Origin of the sequence: Marinobacter sp. MIT930201 (assembly GCF_047122665.1) — a bacterium.
GTDB classification, from domain to species: domain Bacteria; phylum Pseudomonadota; class Gammaproteobacteria; order Pseudomonadales; family Oleiphilaceae; genus Marinobacter; species Marinobacter salarius.
The window spans coordinates 1,600,386-1,624,747 of sequence record NZ_CP138916.1 but is presented as its reverse complement, the minus strand read 5'-3'; the positions used below and the strand labels follow the sequence as shown (position 1 = coordinate 1,624,747).

At 54.8% G+C, this 24,362-nt stretch carries 27 protein-coding genes and 1 tRNA gene; 11 read left to right on the top strand and 17 right to left on the bottom strand.

What is annotated here, in order from left to right; translation table 11 throughout:
• Positions 1 to 58 precede the first annotated feature (58 nt).
• The 3 genes from SIC19_RS07580 to SIC19_RS07570 form a co-directional block, all read right to left on the bottom strand.
• Entirely contained in the window at positions 59 to 865 is an 807-nt protein-coding gene (locus tag SIC19_RS07580; RefSeq protein ID WP_075195313.1) for a substrate-binding domain-containing protein, read from the bottom strand.
• 68 nt (positions 866 to 933) lie between these two features.
• Positions 934 to 1,677 (bottom strand): ATP-binding cassette domain-containing protein, encoded by a 744-nt coding sequence (locus SIC19_RS07575; RefSeq protein WP_075195312.1) that lies wholly within the window; start codon positions 1,675 to 1,677, stop codon positions 934 to 936.
• Positions 1,674 to 2,372 carry an ABC transporter permease gene (locus SIC19_RS07570; protein ID WP_036202883.1) on the bottom strand — a complete coding sequence of 233 codons (699 nt, stop codon included), beginning with the start codon at positions 2,370 to 2,372 and terminating at the stop codon, positions 1,674 to 1,676. The genes SIC19_RS07575 and SIC19_RS07570 overlap by 4 nt, the downstream gene beginning before the upstream one ends.
• 116 nt (positions 2,373 to 2,488) lie before the next feature.
• On the opposite strand from SIC19_RS07570, the gene SIC19_RS07565 reads away from it, so the two are divergent.
• The 3 genes from SIC19_RS07565 to SIC19_RS07555 are packed head-to-tail and all read left to right on the top strand — an operon-like array spanning position 2,489 to position 4,755.
• The gene (locus tag SIC19_RS07565) at positions 2,489 to 3,373 is read left to right on the top strand and encodes a helix-turn-helix transcriptional regulator (RefSeq protein ID WP_075195311.1); all 885 of its coding nucleotides are present in this window, start codon (positions 2,489 to 2,491) and stop codon (positions 3,371 to 3,373) included.
• A gap of 50 nt (positions 3,374 to 3,423) precedes the next feature.
• The gene (locus SIC19_RS07560) at positions 3,424 to 4,536 is read left to right on the top strand and encodes a putative sulfate/molybdate transporter (RefSeq protein WP_075195310.1); all 1,113 of its coding nucleotides are present in this window, start codon (positions 3,424 to 3,426) and stop codon (positions 4,534 to 4,536) included.
• Positions 4,537 to 4,545: 9 nt separating this feature from the next.
• Positions 4,546 to 4,755: a DUF3565 domain-containing protein gene (locus SIC19_RS07555; protein ID WP_075195551.1), complete on the top strand. Its 210-nt coding sequence runs from the start codon at positions 4,546 to 4,548 to the stop codon at positions 4,753 to 4,755.
• Between the two features lie 155 nt (positions 4,756 to 4,910).
• On the opposite strand, the gene SIC19_RS07550 is transcribed toward SIC19_RS07555, so the two are convergent.
• Positions 4,911 to 5,285, bottom strand: a complete 375-nt coding sequence (locus SIC19_RS07550; protein WP_075195309.1) for a SirB2 family protein — start codon at positions 5,283 to 5,285, stop codon at positions 4,911 to 4,913.
• A gap of 198 nt (positions 5,286 to 5,483) precedes the next feature.
• On the opposite strand from SIC19_RS07550, the gene SIC19_RS07545 reads away from it, so the two are divergent.
• Positions 5,484 to 6,662 carry an NnrS family protein gene (locus tag SIC19_RS07545; protein ID WP_126813037.1) on the top strand — a complete coding sequence of 393 codons (1,179 nt, stop codon included), beginning with the start codon at positions 5,484 to 5,486 and terminating at the stop codon, positions 6,660 to 6,662.
• A 7-nt stretch (positions 6,663 to 6,669) separates the two neighbouring features.
• On the opposite strand, the gene SIC19_RS07540 is transcribed toward SIC19_RS07545, so the two are convergent.
• From SIC19_RS07540 to SIC19_RS07530, 3 genes are all read right to left on the bottom strand, one after another.
• Entirely contained in the window at positions 6,670 to 7,107 is a 438-nt protein-coding gene (locus tag SIC19_RS07540) for an RrF2 family transcriptional regulator (RefSeq protein ID WP_075195307.1), read from the bottom strand.
• A 148-nt stretch (positions 7,108 to 7,255) separates the two neighbouring features.
• The gene (locus tag SIC19_RS07535) at positions 7,256 to 7,471 is read right to left on the bottom strand and encodes a hypothetical protein (RefSeq protein ID WP_036202898.1); all 216 of its coding nucleotides are present in this window, start codon (positions 7,469 to 7,471) and stop codon (positions 7,256 to 7,258) included.
• A gap of 805 nt (positions 7,472 to 8,276) precedes the next feature.
• The gene (locus tag SIC19_RS07530; RefSeq protein ID WP_127402257.1) at positions 8,277 to 9,803 is read right to left on the bottom strand and encodes an Ig-like domain-containing protein; all 1,527 of its coding nucleotides are present in this window, start codon (positions 9,801 to 9,803) and stop codon (positions 8,277 to 8,279) included.
• A 241-nt stretch (positions 9,804 to 10,044) separates the two neighbouring features.
• Between SIC19_RS07530 and SIC19_RS07525 the strand changes: the two genes are divergently transcribed.
• The 3 genes from SIC19_RS07525 to SIC19_RS07515 all read left to right on the top strand — a co-directional run bounded on the left by SIC19_RS07525 (position 10,045) and on the right by SIC19_RS07515 (position 12,006).
• A complete protein-coding gene (locus SIC19_RS07525; protein WP_075196088.1) occupies positions 10,045 to 10,458 on the top strand; it encodes a hypothetical protein in 414 nt (137 codons plus the stop codon).
• A 375-nt stretch (positions 10,459 to 10,833) separates the two neighbouring features.
• A complete protein-coding gene (locus tag SIC19_RS07520) occupies positions 10,834 to 11,277 on the top strand; it encodes a plastocyanin/azurin family copper-binding protein (protein WP_206512136.1) in 444 nt (147 codons plus the stop codon).
• 12 nt (positions 11,278 to 11,289) lie between these two features.
• Complete coding sequence (locus SIC19_RS07515; RefSeq protein ID WP_075196086.1) at positions 11,290 to 12,006, top strand: RNA polymerase sigma factor; 717 nt, start codon at positions 11,290 to 11,292, stop codon at positions 12,004 to 12,006.
• A 353-nt stretch (positions 12,007 to 12,359) separates the two neighbouring features.
• Here the strand turns inward: SIC19_RS07515 and SIC19_RS07510 are convergent, their stop codons facing one another.
• Positions 12,360 to 12,518 (bottom strand): hypothetical protein, encoded by a 159-nt coding sequence (locus SIC19_RS07510; protein WP_164732082.1) that lies wholly within the window; start codon positions 12,516 to 12,518, stop codon positions 12,360 to 12,362.
• Positions 12,519 to 12,751: 233 nt separating this feature from the next.
• Between SIC19_RS07510 and SIC19_RS07505 the strand changes: the two genes are divergently transcribed.
• From SIC19_RS07505 to gdhA, 4 genes are all read left to right on the top strand, one after another.
• Positions 12,752 to 13,204 carry a hypothetical protein gene (locus SIC19_RS07505; RefSeq protein WP_075196084.1) on the top strand — a complete coding sequence of 151 codons (453 nt, stop codon included), beginning with the start codon at positions 12,752 to 12,754 and terminating at the stop codon, positions 13,202 to 13,204.
• Positions 13,205 to 13,319: 115 nt separating this feature from the next.
• Entirely contained in the window at positions 13,320 to 13,688 is a 369-nt protein-coding gene (locus SIC19_RS07500) for a VOC family protein (protein WP_075196083.1), read from the top strand.
• Positions 13,689 to 14,306: 618 nt separating this feature from the next.
• Positions 14,307 to 14,699 carry a nucleoside diphosphate kinase regulator gene (gene rnk, locus SIC19_RS07495; protein ID WP_127402254.1) on the top strand — a complete coding sequence of 131 codons (393 nt, stop codon included), beginning with the start codon at positions 14,307 to 14,309 and terminating at the stop codon, positions 14,697 to 14,699.
• Between the two features lie 13 nt (positions 14,700 to 14,712).
• Positions 14,713 to 16,059, top strand: a complete 1,347-nt coding sequence (gdhA, locus tag SIC19_RS07490) for an NADP-specific glutamate dehydrogenase (RefSeq protein ID WP_289601069.1) — start codon at positions 14,713 to 14,715, stop codon at positions 16,057 to 16,059.
• A gap of 28 nt (positions 16,060 to 16,087) precedes the next feature.
• On the opposite strand, the gene SIC19_RS07485 is transcribed toward gdhA, so the two are convergent.
• The 9 genes from SIC19_RS07485 to SIC19_RS07445 form a co-directional block, all read right to left on the bottom strand.
• Positions 16,088 to 16,459: a GreA/GreB family elongation factor gene (locus SIC19_RS07485; protein WP_127402252.1), complete on the bottom strand. Its 372-nt coding sequence runs from the start codon at positions 16,457 to 16,459 to the stop codon at positions 16,088 to 16,090.
• Positions 16,460 to 16,584: 125 nt separating this feature from the next.
• Complete coding sequence (locus tag SIC19_RS07480) at positions 16,585 to 16,737, bottom strand: hypothetical protein (protein WP_156105452.1); 153 nt, start codon at positions 16,735 to 16,737, stop codon at positions 16,585 to 16,587.
• Positions 16,738 to 16,872: 135 nt separating this feature from the next.
• Positions 16,873 to 17,139, bottom strand: coding sequence for a hypothetical protein (locus tag SIC19_RS07475; RefSeq protein ID WP_127402251.1), 267 nt, complete (start codon positions 17,137 to 17,139; stop codon positions 16,873 to 16,875).
• A 514-nt stretch (positions 17,140 to 17,653) separates the two neighbouring features.
• Positions 17,654 to 17,730, bottom strand: a tRNA-Arg gene (locus tag SIC19_RS07470).
• Between the two features lie 198 nt (positions 17,731 to 17,928).
• On the bottom strand, positions 17,929 to 19,767 hold the full coding sequence (locus SIC19_RS07465; RefSeq protein ID WP_036202912.1) for a protein kinase domain-containing protein: 1,839 nt from the start codon (positions 19,765 to 19,767) through the stop codon (positions 17,929 to 17,931).
• A gap of 9 nt (positions 19,768 to 19,776) precedes the next feature.
• The gene (locus SIC19_RS07460) at positions 19,777 to 21,387 is read right to left on the bottom strand and encodes a dihydrolipoyllysine-residue acetyltransferase (RefSeq protein ID WP_127402131.1); all 1,611 of its coding nucleotides are present in this window, start codon (positions 21,385 to 21,387) and stop codon (positions 19,777 to 19,779) included.
• Between the two features lie 26 nt (positions 21,388 to 21,413).
• Positions 21,414 to 22,391 (bottom strand): alpha-ketoacid dehydrogenase subunit beta, encoded by a 978-nt coding sequence (locus SIC19_RS07455; protein WP_036202919.1) that lies wholly within the window; start codon positions 22,389 to 22,391, stop codon positions 21,414 to 21,416.
• Between the two features lies 1 nt (position 22,392).
• Positions 22,393 to 23,577, bottom strand: a complete 1,185-nt coding sequence (locus SIC19_RS07450; RefSeq protein WP_085681719.1) for a thiamine pyrophosphate-dependent dehydrogenase E1 component subunit alpha — start codon at positions 23,575 to 23,577, stop codon at positions 22,393 to 22,395.
• Between the two features lie 172 nt (positions 23,578 to 23,749).
• A complete protein-coding gene (locus tag SIC19_RS07445; RefSeq protein ID WP_127402130.1) occupies positions 23,750 to 24,292 on the bottom strand; it encodes a YaeQ family protein in 543 nt (180 codons plus the stop codon).
• Positions 24,293 to 24,362: the final 70 nt, after the last annotated feature.

Below are 24,362 nucleotides of genomic sequence, written 5' to 3'. Positions count from 1 at the left end.
ATAGCTCTTCCAGGAACGCCACGGACTTGAATCTCGATGCACGTCCCCAGAGATTAGCCTATTTGGCATTCGGGAAAAACAGCTGTTGTCCGTCTACCTTGAAGCCTGCAATCGCTTGCTGGCCATCCTCGGAAATCAGCCAGTTGTGCCACTGTTCAGCGAGATCGTGCTTGAGATGCGGATGCTTCTCTTCGGAGATCAGCAGGCTACCGTACTGGTTGAACAATACTTCGTCGCCGGCAAAAAGCAGCCTCAGGTTCTGGCGGTTGCCAAACGCCACCCAGGTGGCGCGGTCCGACATCACGTACGCGTCCATGGCTGCGGCGGTGTTGAGGGTTGGCCCCATGCCACTGCCGAGTTCGCGGTACCAGTCGCCGTCGGGGTCCACGCCGGCGTTCTCCCAGAGGCGTAACTCGGCGCGATTGGTGCCGCTGTCATCGCCGCGTGAGGTGAAGGGTGCCTTGGCATTGGCAATCGCCGCGAAGGCTTCGGCGGCACTTTGCGCCTCACCAATATTCGCCGGATCGTCTGCGGGGCCAATCAATACGAAATCGTTGTACATGACATCGGCGCGCTCGGTGGCGAAGCCGTTCTCGACAAAGCGCTTTTCTCCGGCGGTGTCGTGCACCAGAAGGCTGTCGGCGTCGCCGCGACGGGCGATTTCAAAGGCCTGCCCGGTGCCCACTGCCACCACCCGTACGTCGATGCCGGTGGTGTCTTCGAACTGCGGTAAAATGGCGTTGAACAGCCCCGAGTTCTGGGTGGACGTCGTTGAGGCCAGGGTGATGTAATTATCAGCGAACGCGCTGAATGCCAGGCCCATGCTGGTTACACCTGCGAGTACAAGGGTTAAGCCTTTGTTCATCTTGTTTTCTCCTTTCGCGCGTGTGGAACTTCCATTGAGTAGCCAGCCGGTAAACCGTCAGAGTAAAACTATCCCACCAGTTCTCCGGCAATAAACGCTTGTGCCTCCCGCGAGACGGGCCTGTTGAAAAAGACGTCGGCGGGGGTGTGTTCGCACACTTTTCCGCCAGAAAGAAACAATACATCTCCGGCAAGGCGCCTGGCCTGATGCAGATCGTGAGTGGTCATTACGATGCGCGTTCCCCGCTGATGAAACTCGCGTACCGCCGCCTCCACGCCTTTAATAGCCGCCGGGTCGAGTGCGGAGGTGGGTTCATCCAGAAACAGCACCTGAGGAGAAAGAACCCAGGCGCGAGCCAGTGCCAGGCGCTGCTGTTCGCCGCCGGATAGCACGCGCGCGGGCGTGTTTGTGCAGGAGGTAAGCCCAAAATGCTCAAGCGCTTCGCAGGCGATCTGTGTACGTGTCTTGCGGGGGATATTGTTCACCGCCAACGCGTGAACGAGATTGGCCAGGGCCGAGCGACGCAACAGTACCGGTTGCTGGAACACCATTGCCTGGCGGGGGCGCCCCCCACGTGACCAGGCCACCTGTCCCTGAGTGGGTGAGAGCAAACCGTGCGCCAGCCGTAACAGAAGACTCTTGCCCGCCCCGTTGGGTCCCATCACCAGGGTAGGGCCGGTGCCGTCAAGGGTGAATGAGCAGGGTCCCAGTAGCGCCTTGCCCTGCTGGTTGAAGGCGACGCCATCAAAACGCAGCGTTGGTGGCGGGAGGAGGGCGGCCGAGGCAAGGAGCGGAACGTTGAATGACGTCATCCTATCCGTCTCCTTGTCAGTTCGCCCACCAAATAGGCGCCTGCGTTAATCAGCATGACCAGCGTCAGCAGCACAATCCCCAGTCCCAGTGCCAGTGGCAGGTTGCCTTTGCCGGTTTCCAGCACAATGGCGGTGGTCATGACCCGCGTGACCCCATCAATATTGCCGCCGACCATCATCACCGCGCCCACTTCGGCGCTGGCGCGGCCAAAACCGGCAAGCAGAACGGTCAATAGCGCAAAACGGGCATCCCACAGCAGAGTGGGCATCATGCGTGAGCGCGACATACCCAGTGACATGAATTGCTCGCGGTACTCACCCAGAAGCTCTTCCACCTTCTGACGCGAGAGCGCGGCAAGAATTGGCAATACCAGGACCACCTGGGCAATGACCATGGCTCCTGGTGTAAACAGGAACCCCCACTCACCCAGAGGGCCGGCTCGCGAGAGCAGCAAGTAGACGGCGAGCCCGGCCACCACCGGAGGCAGCCCCATCAAGGCGTTGAGGACGACAATCATGACGCCGCGCCCGGGGAATCGCCACAGTGCCACCGCCGCACCGAGGGGGAACCCCAGAACGGCCGCGATCAGTACCGCCATAAGCGACACCTGCAGCGAAAGCGCCACGATCTGAAAGAGCGAAGCGTCTAGGTTTAGCAGTAGCGACAGCGCCACGCAGAACGCATTATTTTCCACAGCTGCGTCTCCTTGTTATTGAGCATCGTGGAGTTTCTGACTACGCTTTGCACAGCCTGTTGAAAAATATGCAGCTAAAAACAGTTTAGTGCTTTTCCAGGCAGCAGGAGAGATTGATGACGCTTCCCGCATACCTCACCACGGCCGAAGCTGCCGAGTATCTGCGTCTGAAAGAGCGCAAAGTCTATGATCTGGTCAGCCAGGGCGTGATTCCCTGTGTGCGGGTGACGGGAAAGCTGTTGTTCCCACGCCAGCGTATTGATCTGTGGTTGATGAACCATCTGGAGGGTGACGACGCCGTCAGTTCGCCAACCCCGCCGGTCCTGGCGGGCAGCCAGGATCCACTGTTGGAGTGGGCGGTGAAGGAGAGCGGTGCAGAGCTGGCGCTGCTGTGTCAGGGGAGTGGCGATGGCGTACAGCGATTGATCGCCGGGCGCGCAATGCTCGCCGGGATGCATATCTGGCACGCTGAAAGCCGGGGCTACAATGATCCTGTCACATTGGGGCTGAGCGGCATGCGCGACCTGGTGCTGATTCGCTGGGCGAAGCGCCAGCAGGGGCTCCTCTTAGCCGCCGATAACCCTCACCGACTTGCCCGCTTGGAGGATATCGCCCGCCCCGGCATACGTCTGGCGCATCGCCAGCCCGATGCCGGCGTCAGCCATTTGTTGCAGAGCTTGCTGGCACGCCACCGCCTCGATGCCAGACACCTCACGTGGGCAACGCATCCGTCGCTCAGCGAAGACGATCTCGCCTTGGCCATTCGCCAGGGCGAAGCGGATGTTGGCGTGGGAATCGAAGCGGCGGCCCGGCGCCAGGGATTGGCGTTTATTCCGCTGCAACAGGAGCATTTTGATCTGGCCATGCGCCGGCGCCACTACTTTGATCCGGCCATGCAGAGGTTGCTGGCGTTTGCCGGTAGCGAGCGATTTGTACAGCGCGCCGAGGCGTTGGGCGGTTACGACATCACGGAGCTGGGACATGTCGTCTATAACGCGTGAGCGTTGCCAATAATAACTTTAAAAAACAGGCCAATGAACCAGGAGTTCGCATGCCCTTAAACCCGAAAGATCCAGTGAAGGAGGTCAGCGGGGCGCTGGGTGACATCGGTACCCTGCTGCCACTGAGTCTTGGGGCGATCGGCGTGGCAGGGCTGGCACCGGTACCTGTACTGCTGGGGTTTGCTGTGTTCTACATTGCAACCGGGCTGTACTATCGGCTGCCGATACCGGTGCAACCGATGAAAGCGGTTGCTGCGTTGTTGCTGACCACCGAGGTGACTTCCCAAAGCCTGGTGGCAAGTGGCGTGCTGATCGGAGCAGTACTACTACTCCTGGGCGCAACCGGATGGATTAACCGTGTGGCACGTCTTGTGCCCGGCTCGGTATTGAGCGGCCTTCAACTGGGGCTGGGGTTGCTGCTGGCCAACATGAGCCTGGGGTTGATGGCCACGTCCTTGTCGTTGGGTGTGATTACCTTGGCGGTGTTAGGTATCACCCTCAAGGTGTTGCCGAACTGGCCAGCAGCCCTGATAGGACTTGGTGTGGCGTTAGTGATCGGCGCGGTACTGGGCGCGCCGGGACTGACGCTGCCCGCAGCAGGTTCGGTTCCATTTGCACTACCTCAACTGCCAGGCATAAACGATTGGCAGCAGGCGATGTCCGTGCTGGTGTTACCTCAGTTGGCGCTTACTATCACCAACGCCGTCGTACTGACGGCCCTGGTGGTTGGGGATTACTTCGGCGAGCAATCGCACCGTGTGTCGCCAGGCCGCCTGTCTGTGACAACGGGGTTGGCCAACCTTTTTCTCGTTCCGCTCGGGGCCTTGCCCATGTGTCATGGCGCCGGAGGCGTGGCCGCGCACCATCGTTTCGGTGCCCGGACCGGCATGGCCCCCGTTCTGCTGGGAACCGCTTTGCTCATGGTTGCTTTTCTGCCGGGCGGCTTTTCATTTATTGCCGCCATTCCGGTGGCGGGTCTAGGTGCCTTGTTGTTGGTAGCCGCCGTTGAGCTTGCCATGTCCAGGCGTCTCTGGGCAGCCAAGCCGTCATGTTGGCCGGTCATTGCGATAACCGCACTGGTGACCGTCTGGGCCGATCCCTTTTTCGGGCTTCTGGCGGGGATGGTTGCGGAAGCGGTTCGGCCAGCCCGGTCTCTTGCGTGATTGGAGCTTATGAAACAACCCATCACTGGCTATCATAAAGACAAGGAAAACCACTGGGTTGCACAGTTGGCGTGCGGCCACAATCAGCATGTGCGTCATTCGCCGCCGTGGGTGAACCGCCCTTGGGTCACTTCAGTGGAAGGTAGAAAGTCGAGGCTGGGGCTTGAGCTTGACTGCAGAAAATGTGAGGAGGGTGCTCCGCCGGATAGCCAACCGTGATCAGGTTATCAACGACACAGGGAAAGCCCGTTTAATAATATAAAATGATCGGAAAATCGGCGACTTACATGGAGATATAGGCGGCGCTGTCCGTTGAAAAGTGCCCTGGTACACCAGAGGAGGGGGCTTCGATGAAGGCATTGTGCTCGATTGAGTTAAAACATCGGCTTATTCAGCGCCAGCCAGAATATGAGCGCCAATTGAGCGAGGGCAAGGATGCTCGCGATCAGTCGAGTTGAAAAACGGTACTGGGGTCTCATGGCAAACCGACCGGCGATGATATAGCCCAGTAGCAGCAAGATTTTGCCCGTAAGCCAGTGGTGAACGAACGGCATCCAGCCGGTAACGACTAGCAGGCCCAAGGCTGCAGCCAGTAACACGGTATCGTTGAGGTGGGGAAGCCACTTCAGTGGCGTGGTACGCCAGCCTGGCCGTCCAGAGGCATCGAGAGCCAGGCGAAGAGTGAATAACGCTGCGGTCAGGCAAGCTGTCGTCACGTGAAGAGTTTTCAGCAAGGTATACCAGTGCACTAAGCGTCTCCTGTTTGCGCTCAATCTGCGGGCGCGAACGTCATGATGATGCCTGTTCGTGGCGCTCCGCTAAAAATTCCGGTCAATTTTAAGCTAACTGCTAATGGATTTACCTATAAAGATTTATATAAAATACATTTTATAAAAGATAAACTTCCCTGGTCGTTCAATCAAACTGTTTCTAGGAGTTTGAGTGCTATGCAGACCATTGCGGCCAATCCTGCCAAGCCTTCCGTAAGGCAACTATTCAGCTACCCGTTCAGGATATTTTTCCTTTCGCTGACGCTGATCGCCATCGTGTTCGTGCCGCTGTGGATTTTAGTGGCCACGGGTGTGGTTCAGCCCCCCTTGGCGATGCCGGGTATACTCTGGCACCAGCACGAGATGTTGTTTGGCTTCCTTTCCGCCGCGATCGCGGGTTTTCTGCTCACGGCGGTCTGTGTCTGGACGAATACCGAGCGTACACATGGAGCCCGGTTGCTGGGACTCTGGTTGGTCTGGCTTGCCGGGCGACTACTGCTGTTGCTGGGGGGCGGTCTACCTGATCTTCTGCTGCAGGTCGTTAATCTGGCCTTCCTGCCTTTGGTTATGCTCGATGCCGGCTGGCGGATCTGGCAGGCCCGTCAGCGGCGCCAACTCGTGATTTTGATGATATTGGGTCTGCTCTGGAGTATGCAGATCGCCTTTGTGGTGACTCTGAGCACTAAATTTATCGCCGGAGGGCTGATTATGGCCATGGCATTATCCGGCATCATTGGTGGTCGTATCACGCCGGCATTTTCCACAGGGTGGTTGCGTCAGCAGGGTCGCGACCCTTCAGTGATCCGGGTTATCCCGAGGCTCGACCTGCTCGCGGTTCTGAGCATGATAGCGGTGCTGGCGTTCAAGCTGGCGGAGCTTAATGTTGCCACTGGCGCTGCCTCCATTGCTGCAGCTGTGTTCATGCTGGCTCGACTGGTGGGCTGGCGAGGTTGGCTTGTCGCCCGTAACCCACTGCTATGGATTCTCCATGTATCGCTGCTTTGGATACCGGTATCACTAGTGTTGCTGGCCGGCTATCACTTGCTGGGTTGGCCGGCCAGCGCATGGGGGCATGCGGCGGGACTGGGTGTTGTCGGCAGCTTGGTATTGGGTGTTGTTGCCCGCGTAGCGCTCGGGCATACAGGTCGGCCGTTGGCTTTACCGCCGGGAATGGTGACGGCCTTTATTGCGATACAGCTGGCAGCCTTGGTTCGCGTGACGACGGCGTTTGGCGGTATCGACTGGGTGCTTGGTGTACGCATGAGCGGAGCATTGTGGGTGCTGGCGTTTACGCTGTTTCTGGTTCGCTATACCGGTATTTTGATGAAGCCCAGATTCGACGGGCGCGAAGGTTGAGATTAATTCAAGCAATCTGCAATAAACGTAACAACTGTGGTTTTTGCCGTTCGGTTAGGATATCCGCCAGGGTATACTGATCCAGGGTGTTAAGGAATGCTCGCAGAGCCTCTGCCAGGATGTTCTTCAGCCCACACACCGGAGTGATACAGCACTGGTTGTCGCTGGAAAAGCACTCCACCAGGTTCATGTCCTGCTCGGTTTCACGCACCAACACGCCGATATTGATGTCCTCCGGTCTGCGGTGCAGACGCAGACCACCATTCTTGCCACGAACGCTCTCGATATAGCCCTTCAGTGTCAGTTGGTGCACCACTTTCATCAGATGGTTCTTGGAGATGTCGTAACTGTCGGCGATTTGCTGGATGGTGACCAGCCGCTCCTGCTGAAGGGCGAGGTAGATCAATACCCGCAGCGAATAATCGGTGTACCGAGTGATGTGCATGTAACTACTCCTGATGGGTAACGACTAGCAAGGCGGTCGGGTAAGGAGGAAAAAGAGCGGACCGCAGAAGAATATACCCCATCCCGCCAAAAGCCACATCGTAGCGTCAGAGGCGTACAGGATACCCCAGCCCGCTGGCTAGCGGTCGCTAGTGTACGGGTCTTCCCAACGCTTTCAGGGAAATCAGCCGCAGAATATAGGACAGCTTCACCAGCGTAGCGAAAATCAGCGTGCCGATATGAGCCGCGATTTGAGCCTGCAGGCTCAGATGGTCCGCGAACGGATAAGAAACTAGCACCGTCACAATCAGCGCCAGGACGGCTACCAGCAATGCCGTATTGGCAAACCCAAGTACCTTGTCCATGCATCACCTCATAAACATATATTAAAAATACATTTTAAATATAGATCGATGACCAGAGCTTTGCAAGCCAGTTGGCTGCGTGGAATTACGTACGCTGATATTGGATTTATAGCCCGCTAGAGATATCGCGTCGAAGGGCGGCAGCGGGCACTGTTACATCAGCAAGGCGTGACGCTGGCGATGCAGCGCGGGCCAGGAGTTGATAGAGATTGGCGGAGAGGGGGTCGACCGAGAATTTGCGAGAAAAAATCGTTGGGCAACTAAAACCGGGATGTTCACATTATCGGTAGTAAAAGATGTTGTTATCCATTTCAAAAAGCTAACTGGCGAGCCGTCTGGTGTCGCTGGTGAAACTGAATAGTTCAAAGCTGCACCCGTTTGCTGGACTTCCCTCGGTACAAAGCTGGAGAGCCCCCCCTTCCGCGAGGTCACCAGAGGTAGCAGTCGAAAATCGGCAACAAAACCCCGAAACCCCCAGCGTTCTCAAGAATGAGCTCGCCGTTTACGCCCGAAATGAGGGTAGACAACATCATGGCGAGACCGGTTAGGGCCTGAACAATCAAGAGTGGTCCGACGGCTAGTGCCGCGTGCGACAAACCGATAAAGCTCAGTTGGTCTTGGAGAAACAGATGTAATAAGCCCGCTAGTGATCTGATCATTGGGTACTTTCATCGTTGGCGTCACGTTTTTTTTGGGGGGGGGGCACCAAATTGAGATGTGAGGCCTGGGCAGTGATCAAGACACTGTCCCAGTTCTCCATTCATTGTGGTTATAGAGAGCCAACCGCCTAGCAGCTTTCAGGTCATTACAACGACTTCAAATATTCGACGAGGTCACTCTGTTGATCCTCATCGAGACCAAGGGCTTTTCGGTCGTTGTAGAGCGTGACGACATCCGCAAGCGTTGCAGCCATTCCGTTATGGAAATAGGGCGGGTGTTGCCAGATGCCTTCCAGCGGAGCTGTGCGGTACATCTTGGTTGCACTTCGAGATGCGTACCCCGGAGCTCCGTCAGGCTCCGGTTCACTCACAACATCCGATGGATCATGCAAACGACTATTCGCGTCTGTGAACTTGGGCCCGCTATGGCAGGAAGAGCACTGTGCCTGGCCATTGAACAGCTCTTCTCCACGGGCTGCTGCTGTAGGATCAAATGAACCTTCGGGAGGTTCTGGCGAGAGCAGCGACAGTTGATAAGCCTGTAGCGCCGGGAGCTTATCCGTTACAAGATCTTCTGTGCCGTTGGTTACATCAACCCCGGTTCTGGGTTCGTAAAAGGAACCTTCCCCACCCATCTGGGTGACAGCGACGTATCGGTTCCAATAGGCGATATCGTTGCCGTCTCCGGTTGATGTTGTCTTTTCGATACCGTTCAGACCAAACGCAGGCGTGATGACATGCGGACTGCTGATACCGTCCTGATTGAACCTGGCGTCGTACATCCCTGGCCCCCAGGAGTTGTAGATGTCTTTTTGTGCGGGAGTAAGTGCAGGCGACAAGGCGATAATGGCACCCGGGTTCAGGTCACGGTTGGCCCATCCGTCAAGTCGTTTGCCAATGCCCGGGGCAAAGGAATTGTCCACGGTCGAATGGCACAACGCGCAGGTCACACCGACACTGGTGAGCGTATCCACGCCGTTTACCTCCTCCACGGTGCCTTTGACACCGACTACCGCATCCAGCTTGAGTAATGCAACGGTGGTCGCAGGTGACTCCAGATTAATGGTTCCCTGTGCGATTCCATTAACTACAGCTTCAGGAAGTGCTTCCGCATCTACTTTTAGTCCCACAGAAAGGGCTGTGACCGGATCAACGGCTGACTGAATAACATCGTGCATTTCCAGCACGTCCGTCCAGAAACGTTCATCTCCAAATGTGTCATAGCGGAATATCTCTTTTCCGAGCGCAAGAGTTTCCGGGCGTGCCGTTGTCCCAAACGTCCATCCAAAGACCTTTCCAAGCGTGTTATTGGACACATCCTTTACTTCCGCAGCGATCTGTACTTCGCAGTCCTTGTTCTCGGGAAGGAGAGTATCCGGGGTCAAAAAAACGGTCCTCGCGTTGTTCTGGAAGCTGACATCGGCAAACGTTACCTCGGATTCGTCACATTCAAGGCGAACCTCGGCGGCCGAAAAAGTAGTGCTATCAAGTGAGCGGTTAAAGGTGATCGCAACCTGGGTATTAACTGGAATCAGTTCACCCTCGGCTGCCGGGCTGACGCTTTGCACAGCGAAAGGAGGCGAACTTCCGTCACTGCACCCAACCAATGTTGCGATGCAAATTGCCCCCACCAGGGCGCCTACTGTCTGTAGGTGTTTCTTATTGCTGTTCATATCCCGTTTCCTTCGTTAGGCCGGTAACGGCGCACGTAAATACACCCAAACCCCGATTATTCAGGGCTGGCTAAAGCGACAGATGCGGGAAATTGGAAAAGGTTACCGAAAGTTTTCGGACGGTGGGTGGCACTTTAATGCATTGCCGTGATGACACTACCGACAAAAAAGCCTGAAACCTTTTCGTCAGAGCTGCATCTGGTTCATTGCCACATTAATTAATCACAAACGAGGAATGGCTATGAAAAAGTTACTGATCGGTTTGTTGGGTATGAGTCTGGCAGCAGGCGCGTTGGCCCATGACGAAGACAAGGTTGCCCAGATGCCGCCGGAGGGACCGTATGTGCAGGTGAGCGAGGTGTTGCCGCTGCCTGCATTTCTGCCGGGCCTGGGGACACTTTTTGTTGATCCGGACACTTTGCCCGCTGGTCCATTCTTGAGCTATGACCACGATGGAAAGTTGTCGGCTACCGTCTACATGACGCCCCTTGAGGAATTGAAGAACGGTGTCGCTTACGATGACCTAGCGATCGGATCTCATGAAGTGACGGCTGTTGACATCTACTACAACGCAGGGCATCCCGGCGTGGAAAGTCCGCATGCTCACGTCGTGCTATTCCACGACAAGGGCGCCAAAGATCGGTTGGCCAAATAGGCGACGAGTTGTCTCCCTTTTGGTTATCTGAGAGCACAAGGAGGGCCTATGGCATAACACGGCTGAACTGGGTTGGGATCGCAGGCAGAACGCTTACTTGGGTTTGAATAAAACGGGAAAAGCATGCAAGACCAACCCTGGCTCAGCCTGGGTGCTGAAACTTACGCCCCTTGTTTTGCGAATAGAGGCCGTTGATGACCATAGGAATTCAAAATATTTGTACGTTTGTCGCGTAACCTTTTTGAAATAAGAGCATCTGATCAGTAAGACGTTTCTCAAATACCGATTGGACTGCCCGCCGGGTATCTGGCTATGAACTGTTCAAGGCGTAGATTACTGAAGTTGTCGGGCTCGCTATTACTTCTGAGTAGTGGTGTGACTGAGGCTGCTGGCGAAAGCCAGGTTGTTATCAAGATGCAAGGTACACCCAGAGGTGAAAGGGTTTGGTTTGATCCGAAGGGGATTGCGGTAGATCCGGGCACAACAATTACCTTCGTCAATCAGGATCCTGGGAATTCTCACACGGTGACGGCGTATCACCCTGAGTATTTTGATCGGGTGCGGCGGATGCCAAAGGCTGCCAAACCGTTCGGTAGTGGCCATTTGCTTCCGAACCAGAAATTCAGTCTGACGCTGACGATTCCTGGTGTTTATGACTATTACTGCGTGCCGCATGAAATGGCGGCTATGGTTGGGCGGATCGTCGTTGGAACGCCTGAAATGGTGGATTGGGATAGTTCCGCTCTGCGTGCGGGCGGAGTGAGTGGACATGTAGCGACTCAATTCCCTTCGATCCGCGATATTGTTAATGAAAGCTGACAAGGTCTCGTTATGAAAACTTCTGTCGACTCCCTATCGCCCAAGCCCACCATTGGCTTGCAAACCTCTGAAGACGAGCTTGTAAGACTGGCAAAACAGGGGCATGAAACGGCTGTAAGGGAGGTGATCAGAAGGCTTAATCCGCGTCTGTTTCGTATCGCCCGAGGCATTATGGATAACGATGCCGAAGCCGAGGAGATCGTCCAGGAAACCTACCTCATTGCCTTTTCCCGCATTGCAGAGTTTCGTGGGGATGCCAAGCTTTCAACCTGGGCCACTAAAATCGCGTTAAATGTTGCCCGAATGCGATTGAGAAAACGTCAGCCTACCGAAGAATACGACTCGGTCTCGGAAGAATTTCATCAGGAAGCATCAGTCATAGCGTTTCCAGGCAGCAGACAACGTTCCCCCGAAAACGAGCACGGCGTTGCACAGTTCCGGGAATGGTTAGAGGCAGCAGTATCCGAACTGCCGAGTCATCTTCGGGTTGTGTTTGTTCTCAGAGAGGCAGAAGGGATGGCGTTGGCCGACATTGCGCTGGACCTCGGCATTACCGTTATGACCGTCAAAACACGCCTGTTCCGCGCAAGACGACATCTTAAGTTGTTACTGGAGTCGCGTATCCAGGGTGGGTTTGAAACAGTCTATCCATTTGATGGCGCCCGTTGCGCCCATATGGCGGATTCCGTTGTCGAGCTCCTTGCTGATTTTATCCGTCCTCCCAGTTAGTGATTGTCCCATTCCGGCTCAATTGACGATCTAAATGCAGTTTGTAGTTGTCCAACGCGCATTCATCGAAAGGGCACGTGGACACCAAGCGAAAGGAAATTCATTAACAAACTATTACTGGCGAAGTCTATCCTGATGGGGAGGTGCGTGATACACGCCGGAGATACGATGGGACGCGGCACTTTGGAGGAACTGGAGCAGCTTGATGCCTGGTTTGGCCGTCAGAAAATCATACGCACAAAATCCTCATCGCGGGCAACCACCACTGGTGTTTCGAGAGAGAACCAAATCAGTGGCGCCAACCTAAAAAATACACAATGTTATTCCCAAAAGTTATCCGGAATGTACCTAGATCATCTCCTGTGGAGAACAAACCTTTCTGCTCCTTGTTTTTTAAATATAATGGGTTGAATCTGATTTATTGTTGAGGAGGTAAGAGTGAAACGTCTTCTAATTGTATCGAGCTGGGGTTTAAGTATTTCTGTTTTAGGAGTTTTTGCTTCAGTGCTCATGGCCTATCCTTGGGCATCGAGGTTTTCGATAATGGGTCAGATCATCGCTCATATTTCGATACCGCTATGGGCGGCCGGCGTTAAACTGTTCTATGTGTTGAGATTAAATGCCCTGAGAAATATGGAGCGGAGATTGAATATGCTCGCCAAAAACTCGCGTAGCGCAGAATAATAGATCCAATAACCTGTAATGCCTGCGCTTTAAAATTATCGAAGCATAGGTGGAAGTTAATATGTATATTGCAAATTTTTCATTCATGGAAAACTGCGTAATAGGTTCAGTAAGCGGGCTTACTCTTTGGAATGGGGGGCTCTTTTCAGAAAGGTTGATGGTGAATGATGCTGCATGGTTTTTGGCCACGAAAGAGGAGGCAGAAAAGTGGTCAAGGCAGGCCATTTTCGACAGTATGTTAGGCGAAATTAAGCCGGCTGTGAATGGCATAAGGTTATCTGTTGCGATCCCCATTTTATTTTATATGAAAGGATTATATAGATTCACACACGATCTGTATGGATCGGGTTCTCTCGGAGCGAATTCTCTTGGGGTGGACTCATATTCGATACGTGAAATAATCCGGCAAGATTTTATCGAGTTAAGTTACGATCTTCCGTTTAATGGAATACTGGTAAGTGAAGGTAATTATCTGCTGTGGAGCTTCAATACTTACTCAGTTTTTATTGATTAGAGTGAAGTGGTGGCCAGTCGGTCGCTCCGGCCTAGCCCGCGATCTTCATCTGACGTCCTTGTCAGGGCGTCGCTAAGCAAAATCGCTATGGTTACACCGAAGATCAGGATGCAAAATGCATATAAAAACAGCCAACACGATCTTTTATTGTAGAAAGTGGAAGGAATGTGTCGACTTTTATAAAAATAAAATCGGGTTTGAGGTAAGGATGTCTCTTAATTGGTTTGTTGAGTTCAAATTAAATGAGGCGTGTCGTTTAAGCATTGCAGATGAATCAAGAGCCTCAATTGATAGCAATGAGGGTAAAGGAGTAACCATTGCACTCGAAGTAGGTGATATCGAAACTGTACATATATACTTGAATGAGGCGGGCCTTTCCCCTCCACCTATAAAAGATCATTCTTGGGGAGCAAGAGTCATTCATATTCATGATCCGGAAGGCAACCGGATCGAATTCTGGTCTATAAACTTGGGGGCTAAATAACAATGCTAAGGAGACTCTGAATAAGTCTCAACATCCGCGACAAAAGGGCCATCGCCAACCGCATAGAATTCGTTGTCGCCATGGATCAGATAAACTTCTCCGAAGCCGAGCGCCAGAACGCACGACCTCCTTATCCGCTATCTGCCGTGCTGCTCGATGGCGCCGTTCATACGAACGTACATTACGATCAGCCTGTTGGTCCCGAAGGACTGTCCCTCCCCCAGCCCACACGCTGTTGCTAAGGTTGGCCATTGATCGTGACTTCACAGCAAGACAGTCTTTGCGGCGTTAAAAGATGTTGCTGTCCATTTCAAAAAGCGAACTGGCGAGCCGCTTGGGATCGCTGGTGAAATTGAAGAGTGAAGTGGACCCGTTTGCTTAATTTTGGGTTTGGGTTATTGTGGGACTGAGAAAGACATTTTCCTGGGTAAGAAACCTATGAATTTTCCCAACACTGCACCCCTTAAATTTCATCGGACTATGTTGTCCGAGGGGGCGTTGTGTCTTGCCGCTTTTCACTATTTCCGCTGAATTCGTCGTACTAATCGCCGAGTTCGGCGAGCCCCCCTGAACAAGCACACCAATTGAATATTGCATTCCAGGCTTAGAGGAGTCGGTATGTCCGAACGTCCAGCTATTTATGTCTTAGACCATGATTTTGATCGCTTATCTGCCATGTTGGAAAAACAGCCAAATGGCAACGCGACAGCTGAAGCGCTCTTGCAGGAGCTTGATAGGGCCACTCTGGTTGAGACCGAAAACCTTCCTGCTGGCACCGTGACCATGAATTCTTTGGTCCATTTTAAAAATGAGGGGAACGACGCCGAGTATAAGCTCAGGCTCGTTTATCCGAGACAGCCAGAGGCAGATGAAGATGAAGAGCATGTATCCGTCTTGGCTCCGGCAGGTGCGGCCCTGTTGGGGCTTCGAGTAGGTGATCGTATTGATTGGCCCTTGGCTGGCAAGAAAACGCTCAGTCTGAAAATCATCCATGTGACTCACGTAAACTAAACAAGGAAGGCCCATGCATCAAAAAGACACCCTTGAAGCGCTTTACGAGCAGGTGGTCCTGAGAAACCCTGCGGAGCCAGAGTTTCACCAGGCTGTTCTGGAAGTTCTGGAGTCTTTGTCGCCGGTAATCGCCAAGCACCCGGAGTACAAGGAAGCAAAGCTGCTGGAGCGAATTTGTGAACCAGAGCGGCAGATCATTTTCCGGGTTCCCTGGGTGGATGACTCAGGAACGGTGCAAATCAATCGTGGTTTTCGGGTTGAGTTCAACTCGGCCCTTGGGCCGTTTAAGGGTGGTTTGCGGTTTCATCCCTCCGTCAATCTGGGCGTGGTTAAATTCCTGGGTTTCGAGCAGATCTTCAAAAACTCTCTGAGCGGGATGCCAATCGGAGGGGGTAAGGGTGGTTCGGATTTCGATCCCAAGGGACGATCTGACAATGAGATTATGCGGTTTTGCCAGTCCTTTATGACCGAGTTGTACCGACATATTGGTGAGTACACCGACGTACCAGCAGGCGATATAGGCGTTGGAGCCAGAGAGATTGGCTTCCTGTTCGGCCAATACAAACGCCTGACCAACCGCTACGAATCCGGTGTGTTGACCGGGAAGGGGTTGGGCTGGGGCGGAGCCCGTGTTCGTAAGGAGGCGACAGGATACGGAACCGTTTATTTTGTCCGGGAAATGCTGGCTGCTCAGGGAATGGAACTGGAGGGCAAAGAGGTGGTGGTCTCTGGTTCCGGGAACGTCGCAATTTATGCGATGGAAAAGGTCCGGCAGTTCGGTGGCAAGGTTATCGCCTGCTCCGACTCGGAGGGCTACGTCTACGACCCTGCCGGAATTGATGTCGGTTTGGTTCGCCAGATCAAGGAAGCGGAACGTGGTCGGATTAGCGACTATGCAACTCGTCGTCAGAACGGCAGTGATTTTGTGGCGGGAGCGTCTATTTGGTCGTTGCCCTGTCAGGTTGCCCTCCCGTGCGCAACTCAGAACGAACTGACCAGCTCAGACGCGATGGCGTTGATTCGCAATGGCGTCATGGCTGTCGCCGAAGGTGCCAATATGCCGTGCACCCCAGAAGCGGTGAAGTTGTTCCGTGAGGCTGGCACCTTGTTTGGTCCGGCAAAAGCCGCCAATGCAGGTGGTGTCGCAACCAGCGCTCTGGAGATGCAGCAGAACGCCTCCCGGGATTCCTGGAGCTTCGATTACAGCGAACAGCGCTTGAAAGACATTATGATTGAAATCCACCAAGCCTGTTTCGAGACGGCCGAGGAGTATGGCAGGCCCGGAGATTATGTGTTTGGTGCCAACACCACAGGGTTCTGTCGGGTGGCTGATGCGATGTTGGCATTCGGTGTTATTTGAATCGAAGCGATCTGGAATCATTAGAACGCTAAAATTTGTCAAATGCCGCTATTGTTGCGTTCGCTTCCAACTTTTCATTGTTAATGGATAAAATAACAATGCCGCTTTCCTCGCCGCCGACGCTCAGTTTTATGTAGTCGCCAGACCTGCTACCAAACAGCGCGAGTCCAAGAGATGAGTCTATCGGTAGGTCTTTTGGATGAGCGTCCCTTGGCCCAATAGCTTCCACTAAACGGAATTCATGAGGCTGGGAATCTGCACAATCTAAAATCGTGACCCAGCTTCCAATCATTGCCATTTCATTCTCCCCAAGAATAATCGCTTTTATCAGGCGACGACACTTTCTTCTCATGATTCCCAAAGTATCTAAAGACACAAGAAAACCAGCATCAATGTTCATAAAACCTCTGATCAGAAAAATGATAAATTTATATAAGGTGTGAGAGTTCGATAAGTAAACGCAGATGATATGATCGGGAAAACCGTTATTGAAGGGGAAAGGTTGATCCTTTCCCCTATTGCTAATCAGGCGTTTTTTTGTTTTTTATCTTTTCTTTTCTCTTTCAATGTTTTTTTTGCCTGTTTCTTCGGTTTTTCCTTACTCATTTCCATGCTCTCAGTTATAAATAGCGCTGCCGATATGCGCTTTATAAAAAAACTGGTCGGCATTTTATTCATGCAATCTGATCACCTTTAGTATGTTTCGGGTTTGCCAATAGGCTACCTTCTTTATTTATTTAATCAAGTGAAGGTGACGTGTGCTCATAAGGTTCTAGTGGTTCCGGTTGCAGACATAGAAATACTAAGAAAATATCAGTGTGTGTCTTCGGTGCTCGTCCTGATGTACAGTCGTCCGTCTTCGCCCTCAAAAATAACGCCAGCGCCGATCAGGCGGCAGAGTCCATGCATTGTTATGTCTTCGTTAAAATCCAAGAGTTCTGAAAGCTCATGTGGGTGGGGCAGCGGTTCGTTGATGTTCCAGTAGTTAGAGTCAATAAAAAAACGTAACGCGTCAGTAGCCTGCTGTTTTTTTATTAATCCAAAAAAATATTTTCGAAACAAAAAAACTATTACGTTCATGAAGATCAAAGCCTCCAAATAATTATTTGGTGAGCATTTTTCGAAAACGAGCAGAAAATGGGAGGCTCAGTCGCGGAGCCTCCCTAATCTATTTTTATTGTTGTTGTTCCGAAAAATGCCTTGTGCAACTTTGGCCTGAATCCCCCTCAGTATTAGTTACTACTATGCTTTCAGGCGATGTACCTAATAGCGCTAGTCCAACGGAGGAGATCGTTTATGTTATTTTTCAGTAACTTTAATGGTTGCGAGCACAGAGCGTGCCGTGCTCGCTTACTAATGGAAGGTGGTCAAGAGATACTTTCGTGAAAACATGGCTGCTCTCAATGTGTCCTGAATCCCAACCATAGCAACAATTAAAATAAAGGCAAGAGTGGAGCTTACAATAACTGGCAAGACGACGAATCAGTCCGGCCGCTGATGACAAGCAATTCAGAAATATTGGCACTGGCAGAGCACCATTTAGGTACAGACAACAAAAAAGGACCTGCGTTTGCACGCAAGTCCTTCATGATAATGGCCCGCCCGTCAGGATTCGAACCTGAGACCTTTGCCTCCGGAGGGCAACGCTCTATCCAGCTGAGCTACGGGCGGATTAACACTTTGTTCGAGAAGTCTAGAGGTCATGCTGCGCATGACTCAGCTGTACTGTCTCGCTTCGCTCCCAGCATAAAAGCTACGGGCGGATGAAATCTAACGCTTTGGCGTCAATTTCGAGTGCGCAATCTTACGTGTGATGGTGTTCTCTGTCCAGCCCTGTTGGTATCAAAGAGTTCAGTCAAGGGCCTTGAATCAACCATTCGTTGTCCGGGGGTTTTTGGGGTAGTAACGCTCCGGCAGCCGTTCGATATGAGGGAAGAAGCGGGTGTCCTTGTAGGGCATTTTCATAAAGCCGGAAACGCCCAGACCAGTGATCTGGCCGACCGCGGACAGTATCTCATCCAGCAGGCGGCTGAATTCACTTTCCCGGTCCGGGTCCAGCAGGCGGTAATGGCTGTGGATCTTGAGGTGTCGGGGCAGGGCCTCGAAGATGATCATGCCGGTGTGGTGGATGTCGTTGAGGGATTCCAGCGCGGTGATGATGGTTTGCGGCAGCACCAGGAATTCCTCCGGGTCGGGGCCGTCTTCGAAGTAGGAATGAACCCGTGACTCGTCTTCCACCTCCGGCGCGGCACTGACTTCGTATTTCAATTGCATGCCGGGCTCGGGCACGAAAGGCTGGTCGGGTTCGGCGCGGTCGATGTGCAGGGTGTTGCGGGCGTTGAACAGGCAACTCTTGAAAATCCCCTGGCGGTAGATGGCCTGGGCCAGGTACACCATGTTGTTGACGGCGCGGATAAACGCGGTTTTCAGTGTCGGGTCGTGCAGGTTCAGGGACGTGTCGATATAAACGCCATCGGTTTCCCAGCGCACGGCGAGTCCTCCTTCGACGGGATACCGCCCCAGTCGGCTGACGGCGGCCAGGAAGGCTTTTTCGGTTTCTCCCATGCCTTGCATGAAATTTTTATAGTAGCGGTCCAGCTGCACATCGTTCACATCATTGAGGGTTTCCGGGGCGCCTTCCTGGCGGAGGAAAGACTTCCGGGAGCTGTAAACGACCGTGTCGATTTCATGATCGGAGGCGCGGGTCCACACCGGCACCATGGGGGCCAGCGGTGGTTCCGTGAGATCGATCATCACCGTGCGTGCCATTCGCGACATTTCGTTCAGGTAGTAGTCACCGGCTTTTCGCCGGGTCTGTGGGTCCGGGGACAGCATTCCGTCGAGCATGCGGGCGAACTCCATCGGCAGCCCGAGGGACGCGGCGGGAATGGCCTGGTGCCCGAACCGGCAAGACTGGCCGGATGCCAGCGCATACAGTGTGCCCGCAGCGCCCTGTTCATCAAAGCGAGGGGAAGACAGCCCACCGTTCAGTTGTTCCTCACCGATGAAGTAGACATCCCCCAGCCGGGCGTTGGTCTGTTGCAGGTTATCGGACATCAATTCCATCACGTTGGTGGTGAGGAACTGCTGGTTGGCGTCCAGCTGGGCGAACACCGACGAGCCCCAGTCGATCAGGGCAATGTTTTCGGTGCTGGCGTCAAACACCAGGTTCGAGGGTTTGATGTCACCGTGCACGATGGGGCGCCCCGAGGGGCCATTCTCGCGGCGCAGGTTGCGCAGGATATCCGCAATCTGGTCGGCAATCCGCATGACCAGTCTGGGTTTCAGCCGGCCCTCCCGCAGGGACACCTCTTCCAGGTTCAGGCCTGCCGCGCGTTCCATCACCAGGATGGGTTGGTTGTGGGCTCGTTGATAGGCAACCAGGCGAGGCACCCTCGGATGCCGGACCTGCTCGAGGATATAAGCTTCATCTTCCAGGCGGTCCTGCAGGTGTTGGGGAAGGTTGATGCGGGTGAATTTGAAGACGTGTTCGGGGCCGGCGCTGTCCTGGTGTGGCAGGCGGCCCGCGAATACAAAGCCGTAGGCGCCTTTGCCGATCAGTTCGATGTCCTGGTAACCCAGTTGGCGAAGCTGGGCGGCGCAGAGCGCCACCCAGTCCTTGAGCTTCTTGGCATCGTCATGGCTGAGCAGATAGATCGACTGCTCTTCTGGGATGTAGAACTGCTGCAGTTGCGTCTTCTGCGCCATGATACTCCGTCAGCCCAGATGCAGCAGCATCGACTGCGGCGATTCCAGGTAGCCTTTCCAGCGATTGCAGAAGCGTGCAATGGTGCCGCCATCAATAATGCGATGGTCGCCTGCCCAGCTCACGGTCATGATGGACCGCTCGACCACTTGGCCATTGCTGTCAAAGCGCGGCAGTTTCTGGGTACGGCCAAGGGCCACAATCGCCACTTCCGGTGGGTTGATGATCGGGGCGGCGTAGGTGCCACCCAAAGCGCCAATATTGGAAATGGTGATGGTGCCACCCTTGAGATCCTCCTGGCTGACACGGCCCGAGCGGGCAGCCTCGGTCAGGCGAGCTACCTCGTCGGCAATGCCCAGCAGAGTCAGGTCTTCCACACCCTTGATGTTGGGAACCATCAGCCCGGCTTTGCCGTCCACGGCCATGCCGATATTGCACTGCGGCTGGTAGTGGATCTCGGTGACGTCGTCGTTGAGGCGGCTGTTGAGTACCGGGTATTCCTGCACCGCCAGGGCCATGGACTTCATGAAGAAGGGCATCAGAGTCAGCCTTGATCCGCTGGCTTCGGCTTCTGGTTTCAGCTGTTCCCGTAGTTTGAGCAGGTCGGTGACATCGATGTCCTCACTGTAGATGAAGTGGGGAATGGTGGTCGCCGAGGTAACCATGCTGCGAGCCATGGCGGCTTTCATGCCGCGGATGGGCTCAACGCGCACTTCCTGTTCCCGGGATGGCCGGCGGCGCTCACCGCCTGAGCTTGCCGGTTGCGATTCGCCGGAGCTGTCCTGTGCCGGTGAGGTTGTGGCGGGTTTGTCGAGGTGAGCCAGCACATCGGCCTTCAACACCCGGCCATCCTTGCCGGAACCTGTGATGTCCGCCAGGTCCAGGTCTTGTTCGCGAACAATGCGGCGTACAGCCGGGCTGGCCGGTGTCCGCGGTTGGTTGCGGGATACGACGGGTTGCGCGGTGGTTGGCGTTGGTTTCGATTCTGCTTCCGCGGCTGCTTGTGACGTTTTCCTGGCCTGGGCCGGCTCGTCACGCTCACGGGGAACGAACTCAAACAGCGGTGAATGTACCCGCGCCATTTCCTGCTGCTTATGGTAAAGCTTCGTGACACGGCCGGCCTTGGGGGCGGTGATCTCGACCATGGCCTTGTCGGTCATGACGTCCACCACCGGCTGGTCTTCTTCGATCTCGTCGCCCTCGGCCACGCGCCATTCCACCACTTCGCATTCGACAATGCCTTCGCCGATGTCGGGAAGGATGAAGTCCTCCGTTGGGTCGTCGCCATCGGCTTCGCCGGAGCTTGCTTGTGCCTGGGTTGCCGGCGTTTCGCTGGCCGTTTCCGGGGCTTTGGGCTCAGGCGTTGAATCTTGCTGGCTGTCGCCGCCTTCCTCCACCAGTTCAAACAACGGGGCGTGCACTTTCGCGATGTCCCCTTCCTTGTGATAGAGGCGCGTCACCTTGCCTTTATAGGGCGCCGGGATCTCCACCAGCGCCTTGTCGGTCATGACTTCGGCCACCGGCTGGTCTTCTTCGATGATGTCGCCTTCGCTGACCAGCCACTTGACCAGTTCGCACTCCACGATACCTTCGCCGATATCGGGCAGTATAAAATCACTCATGATTGCTCTCCTGTCCTGATATCAACCTAGAAATCCACGCTCGACCTGATGGCCTCGTAGACCTTCAGGTGATTGGGCAGGTGCTCTTTTTCCAGCACCAGTGGGAAGGGGGTGTCCATCCCGGTCACGCGAGCGATCGGGGATTCCAGGTACAGGAAGCAGCGCTCCTGTATGGTCGCCGCGATTTCACCGGCAAAACCACCGGTCAGTGGCGCTTCGTGGGTGACCACCAGGCGCCCGGTCTTGAGTACCGACTTGGCCACGGTTTCCACATCCCAGGGCAGGATGGTTCTCAGGTCGATGACTTCACAGGAAATGCCTTCTTTCTCCGCCCGTTCGACGGCGTGCTCAATCACTTCCATCTGCGCACCCCAGCCCAATACGGTGATATCGGTGCCTTCCTTGATCACTTCGGCTTCGCCCAGCGGTAGCCGGTAGTCTTCGTCGGGCACTTCCCCGACGGAGGCGCGATAGAGACGCTTGGGTTCAAAGAACAGGGTTGGGTTGGGGTCGTGGATGGCGCCCAGTAGCAGACCTTTGGCCTGATGCGGGTTGCGGGGCACCACGATTTTCAGGCCCGGTGTGTGGGCAAAGTAGGCTTCCGGCGACTGTGAGTGGTAAAGCCCGCCGGCGATGCCGCCGCCGTAGGGCGCACGAATCGTTAGCCCGCCCACGTCGAACAGACTGCCCGAGCGATAACGGAACTTGGCCGACTCGTTCACGATCTGGTCGAAGGCCGGGAAAATGTAATCGGCAAACTGAATCTCGGCCACGGGCACGGAACCCTGTGCGGCCAGGCCGTTGGCAAAACCGACGATACCCTGCTCGACCAGCGGCGTGTTGAAACAGCGGTCCTTGCCGTATTTCTGTTGCAGGTTGCTGGTGGCGCGGAATACACCACCGAAAATGCCCACGTCTTCACCGAAACACAGCACCCGCTCGTTGGCGGCCATGGCAGTGTCGAGGGCGTTGTTGATGGCCTGGAGCATATTCATCTGGGTCATCTCACGCACCTCCCTTTGCTTGTTCTGCGGTTTTCGGATATTCGTCCGGATGCCGGCGGATGTGCGCCTTGAGTTTGTCGAATTGCTCGGCCAGCCCCGGCGGTACCTCGTCGTAGACGTCGCTCACCAGGGTGTCGAGCGCGGGTGGCGGCCGCTTCTGTGCCCGTTTCATGGTTTCGAGCACTTCCCGGCGCATGTTTTCCTGCAGCTGTTTCTCATCGTCCTCACTCCACCACTTCTTGCGTTCGAGCCAGAGACGCATGCGCAGGATAGGGTCTTTCTCGCGCCATACCGCTTCCTCGTCCTTGCTGCGATAGCCGGAGGGGTCGTCAGAAGAAGAGTGTGCCGCCAGGCGGTAGGTCATGGTTTCAATTAGCACCGGCCGGTTGTGTTCCACCGCCAGCTTGCGGGCAGCCTTGGTGGCCTCGTGCACGGCCAGGATGTCGTTGCCGTCGACACGGATCACGTCCATCTTGTAGCCATACGCCCTGGGTGCCACGCCGTCAGCGGCGAACTGCTCGGCGGCGGGGGTGGAAATGGCGTAGCCGTTGTTCCGGCACAGGAAAATAACCGGAACGCGGTGGACGGCGGCCATGTTCAGGGCAGCGTGGAAGTCTCCTTCCGAAGCGGCGCCTTCGCCAAAGTAGGTGATGGTGCAGTGGCCTTCGCCCGCCAGTTTCTGACCGTAGGCGTAGCCCGTGGCCTGGGGGATTTGCGTGGCCAGTGGCGAGGAAATGGTCATGTAGTTCAGCTTGCGGGAACCGTAATGAACCGGCATCTGTCGGCCTTTGCCGTAGTCCAGTTCGTTGCCGAACAGTTGGTTCATGAACTCATCAATAGAAAAACCGCGATAGGTCAGAGAGCCCTGTTCACGGTACTGAGCCATGATCATGTCGGCGTCATCCAGTGCGGCGGTACTGCCAATAACCGCGGCTTCCTCGCCGGTGCACTGCATGTAAAAGCTCAGGCGCCCCTGCCGTTGGGCCGCGAGCATGCGTTCGTCGAGAATCCGGGTGGTGACCATCGCCCGGTAGATGCGCAGGGCTTTGTCTTTGTCGAGCTCAGGAGCCTTGGCGCCTTTGTAGAGCGAGCCGTCCTGCTTGAGTAACTTGAAGGTGGGAATTCGGAACTCCGCACCGTCGGTGAAAACCGGGTTATAAACAACTTTGGATTTTGTTGTTGTCATAATCCTCTTCCTGGGGTAGTGGCCTGAGGAACAAAACACCCCTTGTGAGGGTGTCGATGCTTGCTTTGAGTATAGCCAAACTGACGGAACCTGGTGCGGCCCGGGTCAATATCGGCTAAAGTTTACCTTAACGTAAACTGGATCGTTCTGGTAGACCCCGGCGGGGGATTTTTTACTCAGGGTAGAGCGGCAGGGGTGTCACACTGACGAGCGTGTCGTCATTGCCAATATTGACGGTGCCGTCCTGGACGGTGCATTGCAGGTTCATGCCGCGCTCAGCCAGGGCAGCCAGAGACTCGGTGTCGTCTGTCGGCAGGTCGATGATGGTGAGGTTGTCGAAGCGAGTCAGTTTGCCCTGGTGTTTCTCCCACCAAAGTGGCACGGCGCGGCCACCGTAGGTGTACAGGATAACCTGACCCGCCCGGTTGCAGGCCTTGCGCAGGCGGCTCTCGTCGGGCAGGCCGAGCTCGATCCACAGTTCGATCTCGTCGCTCAGGCTTTTTTGCCACAGATCCGGCTCGTCGTCCGTGCTGATCCCTTTGGTGAATTCCAGGCTCTCGCTGGCGTTCAGTATGAAAGCCAGCAGGCGTATCATCATGCGCTCGTCGGTCTCTGACGGGTGGCGGGCGATGGTGAGGTGGTGGTCACCGTAATAGTGCCGGTCCATATCCGCGATGTTCAGTGTTGCTTTAAAGATGGTTGCCTTGAGCGCCATGGGGTATCCGAACTGGTGTCAAACTTTGGGTATGGGCTAGTGTAGAGCAATTCGTTACTTGATGAGCATG

Coding starts and splice junctions, on each gene's coding strand:
- SIC19_RS07475 (WP_127402251.1), bottom strand. CDS start 17,139: ATGAACGTAATAGTTTTTTTGTTTCGAAAATATTTTTTTGGATTAATA.
- SIC19_RS07500 (WP_075196083.1), top strand. CDS start 13,320: ATGCATATAAAAACAGCCAACACGATCTTTTATTGTAGAAAGTGGAAG.
- rnk (WP_127402254.1), top strand. CDS start 14,307: ATGTCCGAACGTCCAGCTATTTATGTCTTAGACCATGATTTTGATCGC.
- SIC19_RS07560 (WP_075195310.1), top strand. CDS start 3,424: ATGCCCTTAAACCCGAAAGATCCAGTGAAGGAGGTCAGCGGGGCGCTG.
- SIC19_RS07480 (WP_156105452.1), bottom strand. CDS start 16,737: ATGAATAAAATGCCGACCAGTTTTTTTATAAAGCGCATATCGGCAGCG.
- SIC19_RS07465 (WP_036202912.1), bottom strand. CDS start 19,767: ATGGCGCAGAAGACGCAACTGCAGCAGTTCTACATCCCAGAAGAGCAG.
- SIC19_RS07510 (WP_164732082.1), bottom strand. CDS start 12,518: ATGAGCACTGAAGCAAAAACTCCTAAAACAGAAATACTTAAACCCCAG.
- SIC19_RS07580 (WP_075195313.1), bottom strand. CDS start 865: ATGAACAAAGGCTTAACCCTTGTACTCGCAGGTGTAACCAGCATGGGC.
- SIC19_RS07530 (WP_127402257.1), bottom strand. CDS start 9,803: ATGAACAGCAATAAGAAACACCTACAGACAGTAGGCGCCCTGGTGGGG.
- gdhA (WP_289601069.1), top strand. CDS start 14,713: ATGCATCAAAAAGACACCCTTGAAGCGCTTTACGAGCAGGTGGTCCTG.
- SIC19_RS07555 (WP_075195551.1), top strand. CDS start 4,546: ATGAAACAACCCATCACTGGCTATCATAAAGACAAGGAAAACCACTGG.
- SIC19_RS07525 (WP_075196088.1), top strand. CDS start 10,045: ATGAAAAAGTTACTGATCGGTTTGTTGGGTATGAGTCTGGCAGCAGGC.
- SIC19_RS07545 (WP_126813037.1), top strand. CDS start 5,484: ATGCAGACCATTGCGGCCAATCCTGCCAAGCCTTCCGTAAGGCAACTA.
- SIC19_RS07565 (WP_075195311.1), top strand. CDS start 2,489: ATGACGCTTCCCGCATACCTCACCACGGCCGAAGCTGCCGAGTATCTG.
- SIC19_RS07450 (WP_085681719.1), bottom strand. CDS start 23,577: ATGACAACAACAAAATCCAAAGTTGTTTATAACCCGGTTTTCACCGAC.
- SIC19_RS07445 (WP_127402130.1), bottom strand. CDS start 24,292: ATGGCGCTCAAGGCAACCATCTTTAAAGCAACACTGAACATCGCGGAT.
- SIC19_RS07535 (WP_036202898.1), bottom strand. CDS start 7,471: ATGGACAAGGTACTTGGGTTTGCCAATACGGCATTGCTGGTAGCCGTC.
- SIC19_RS07575 (WP_075195312.1), bottom strand. CDS start 1,677: ATGACGTCATTCAACGTTCCGCTCCTTGCCTCGGCCGCCCTCCTCCCG.
- SIC19_RS07505 (WP_075196084.1), top strand. CDS start 12,752: ATGTATATTGCAAATTTTTCATTCATGGAAAACTGCGTAATAGGTTCA.
- SIC19_RS07515 (WP_075196086.1), top strand. CDS start 11,290: ATGAAAACTTCTGTCGACTCCCTATCGCCCAAGCCCACCATTGGCTTG.
- SIC19_RS07485 (WP_127402252.1), bottom strand. CDS start 16,459: ATGAACATTGATGCTGGTTTTCTTGTGTCTTTAGATACTTTGGGAATC.
- SIC19_RS07540 (WP_075195307.1), bottom strand. CDS start 7,107: ATGCACATCACTCGGTACACCGATTATTCGCTGCGGGTATTGATCTAC.
- SIC19_RS07455 (WP_036202919.1), bottom strand. CDS start 22,391: ATGACCCAGATGAATATGCTCCAGGCCATCAACAACGCCCTCGACACT.
- SIC19_RS07460 (WP_127402131.1), bottom strand. CDS start 21,387: ATGAGTGATTTTATACTGCCCGATATCGGCGAAGGTATCGTGGAGTGC.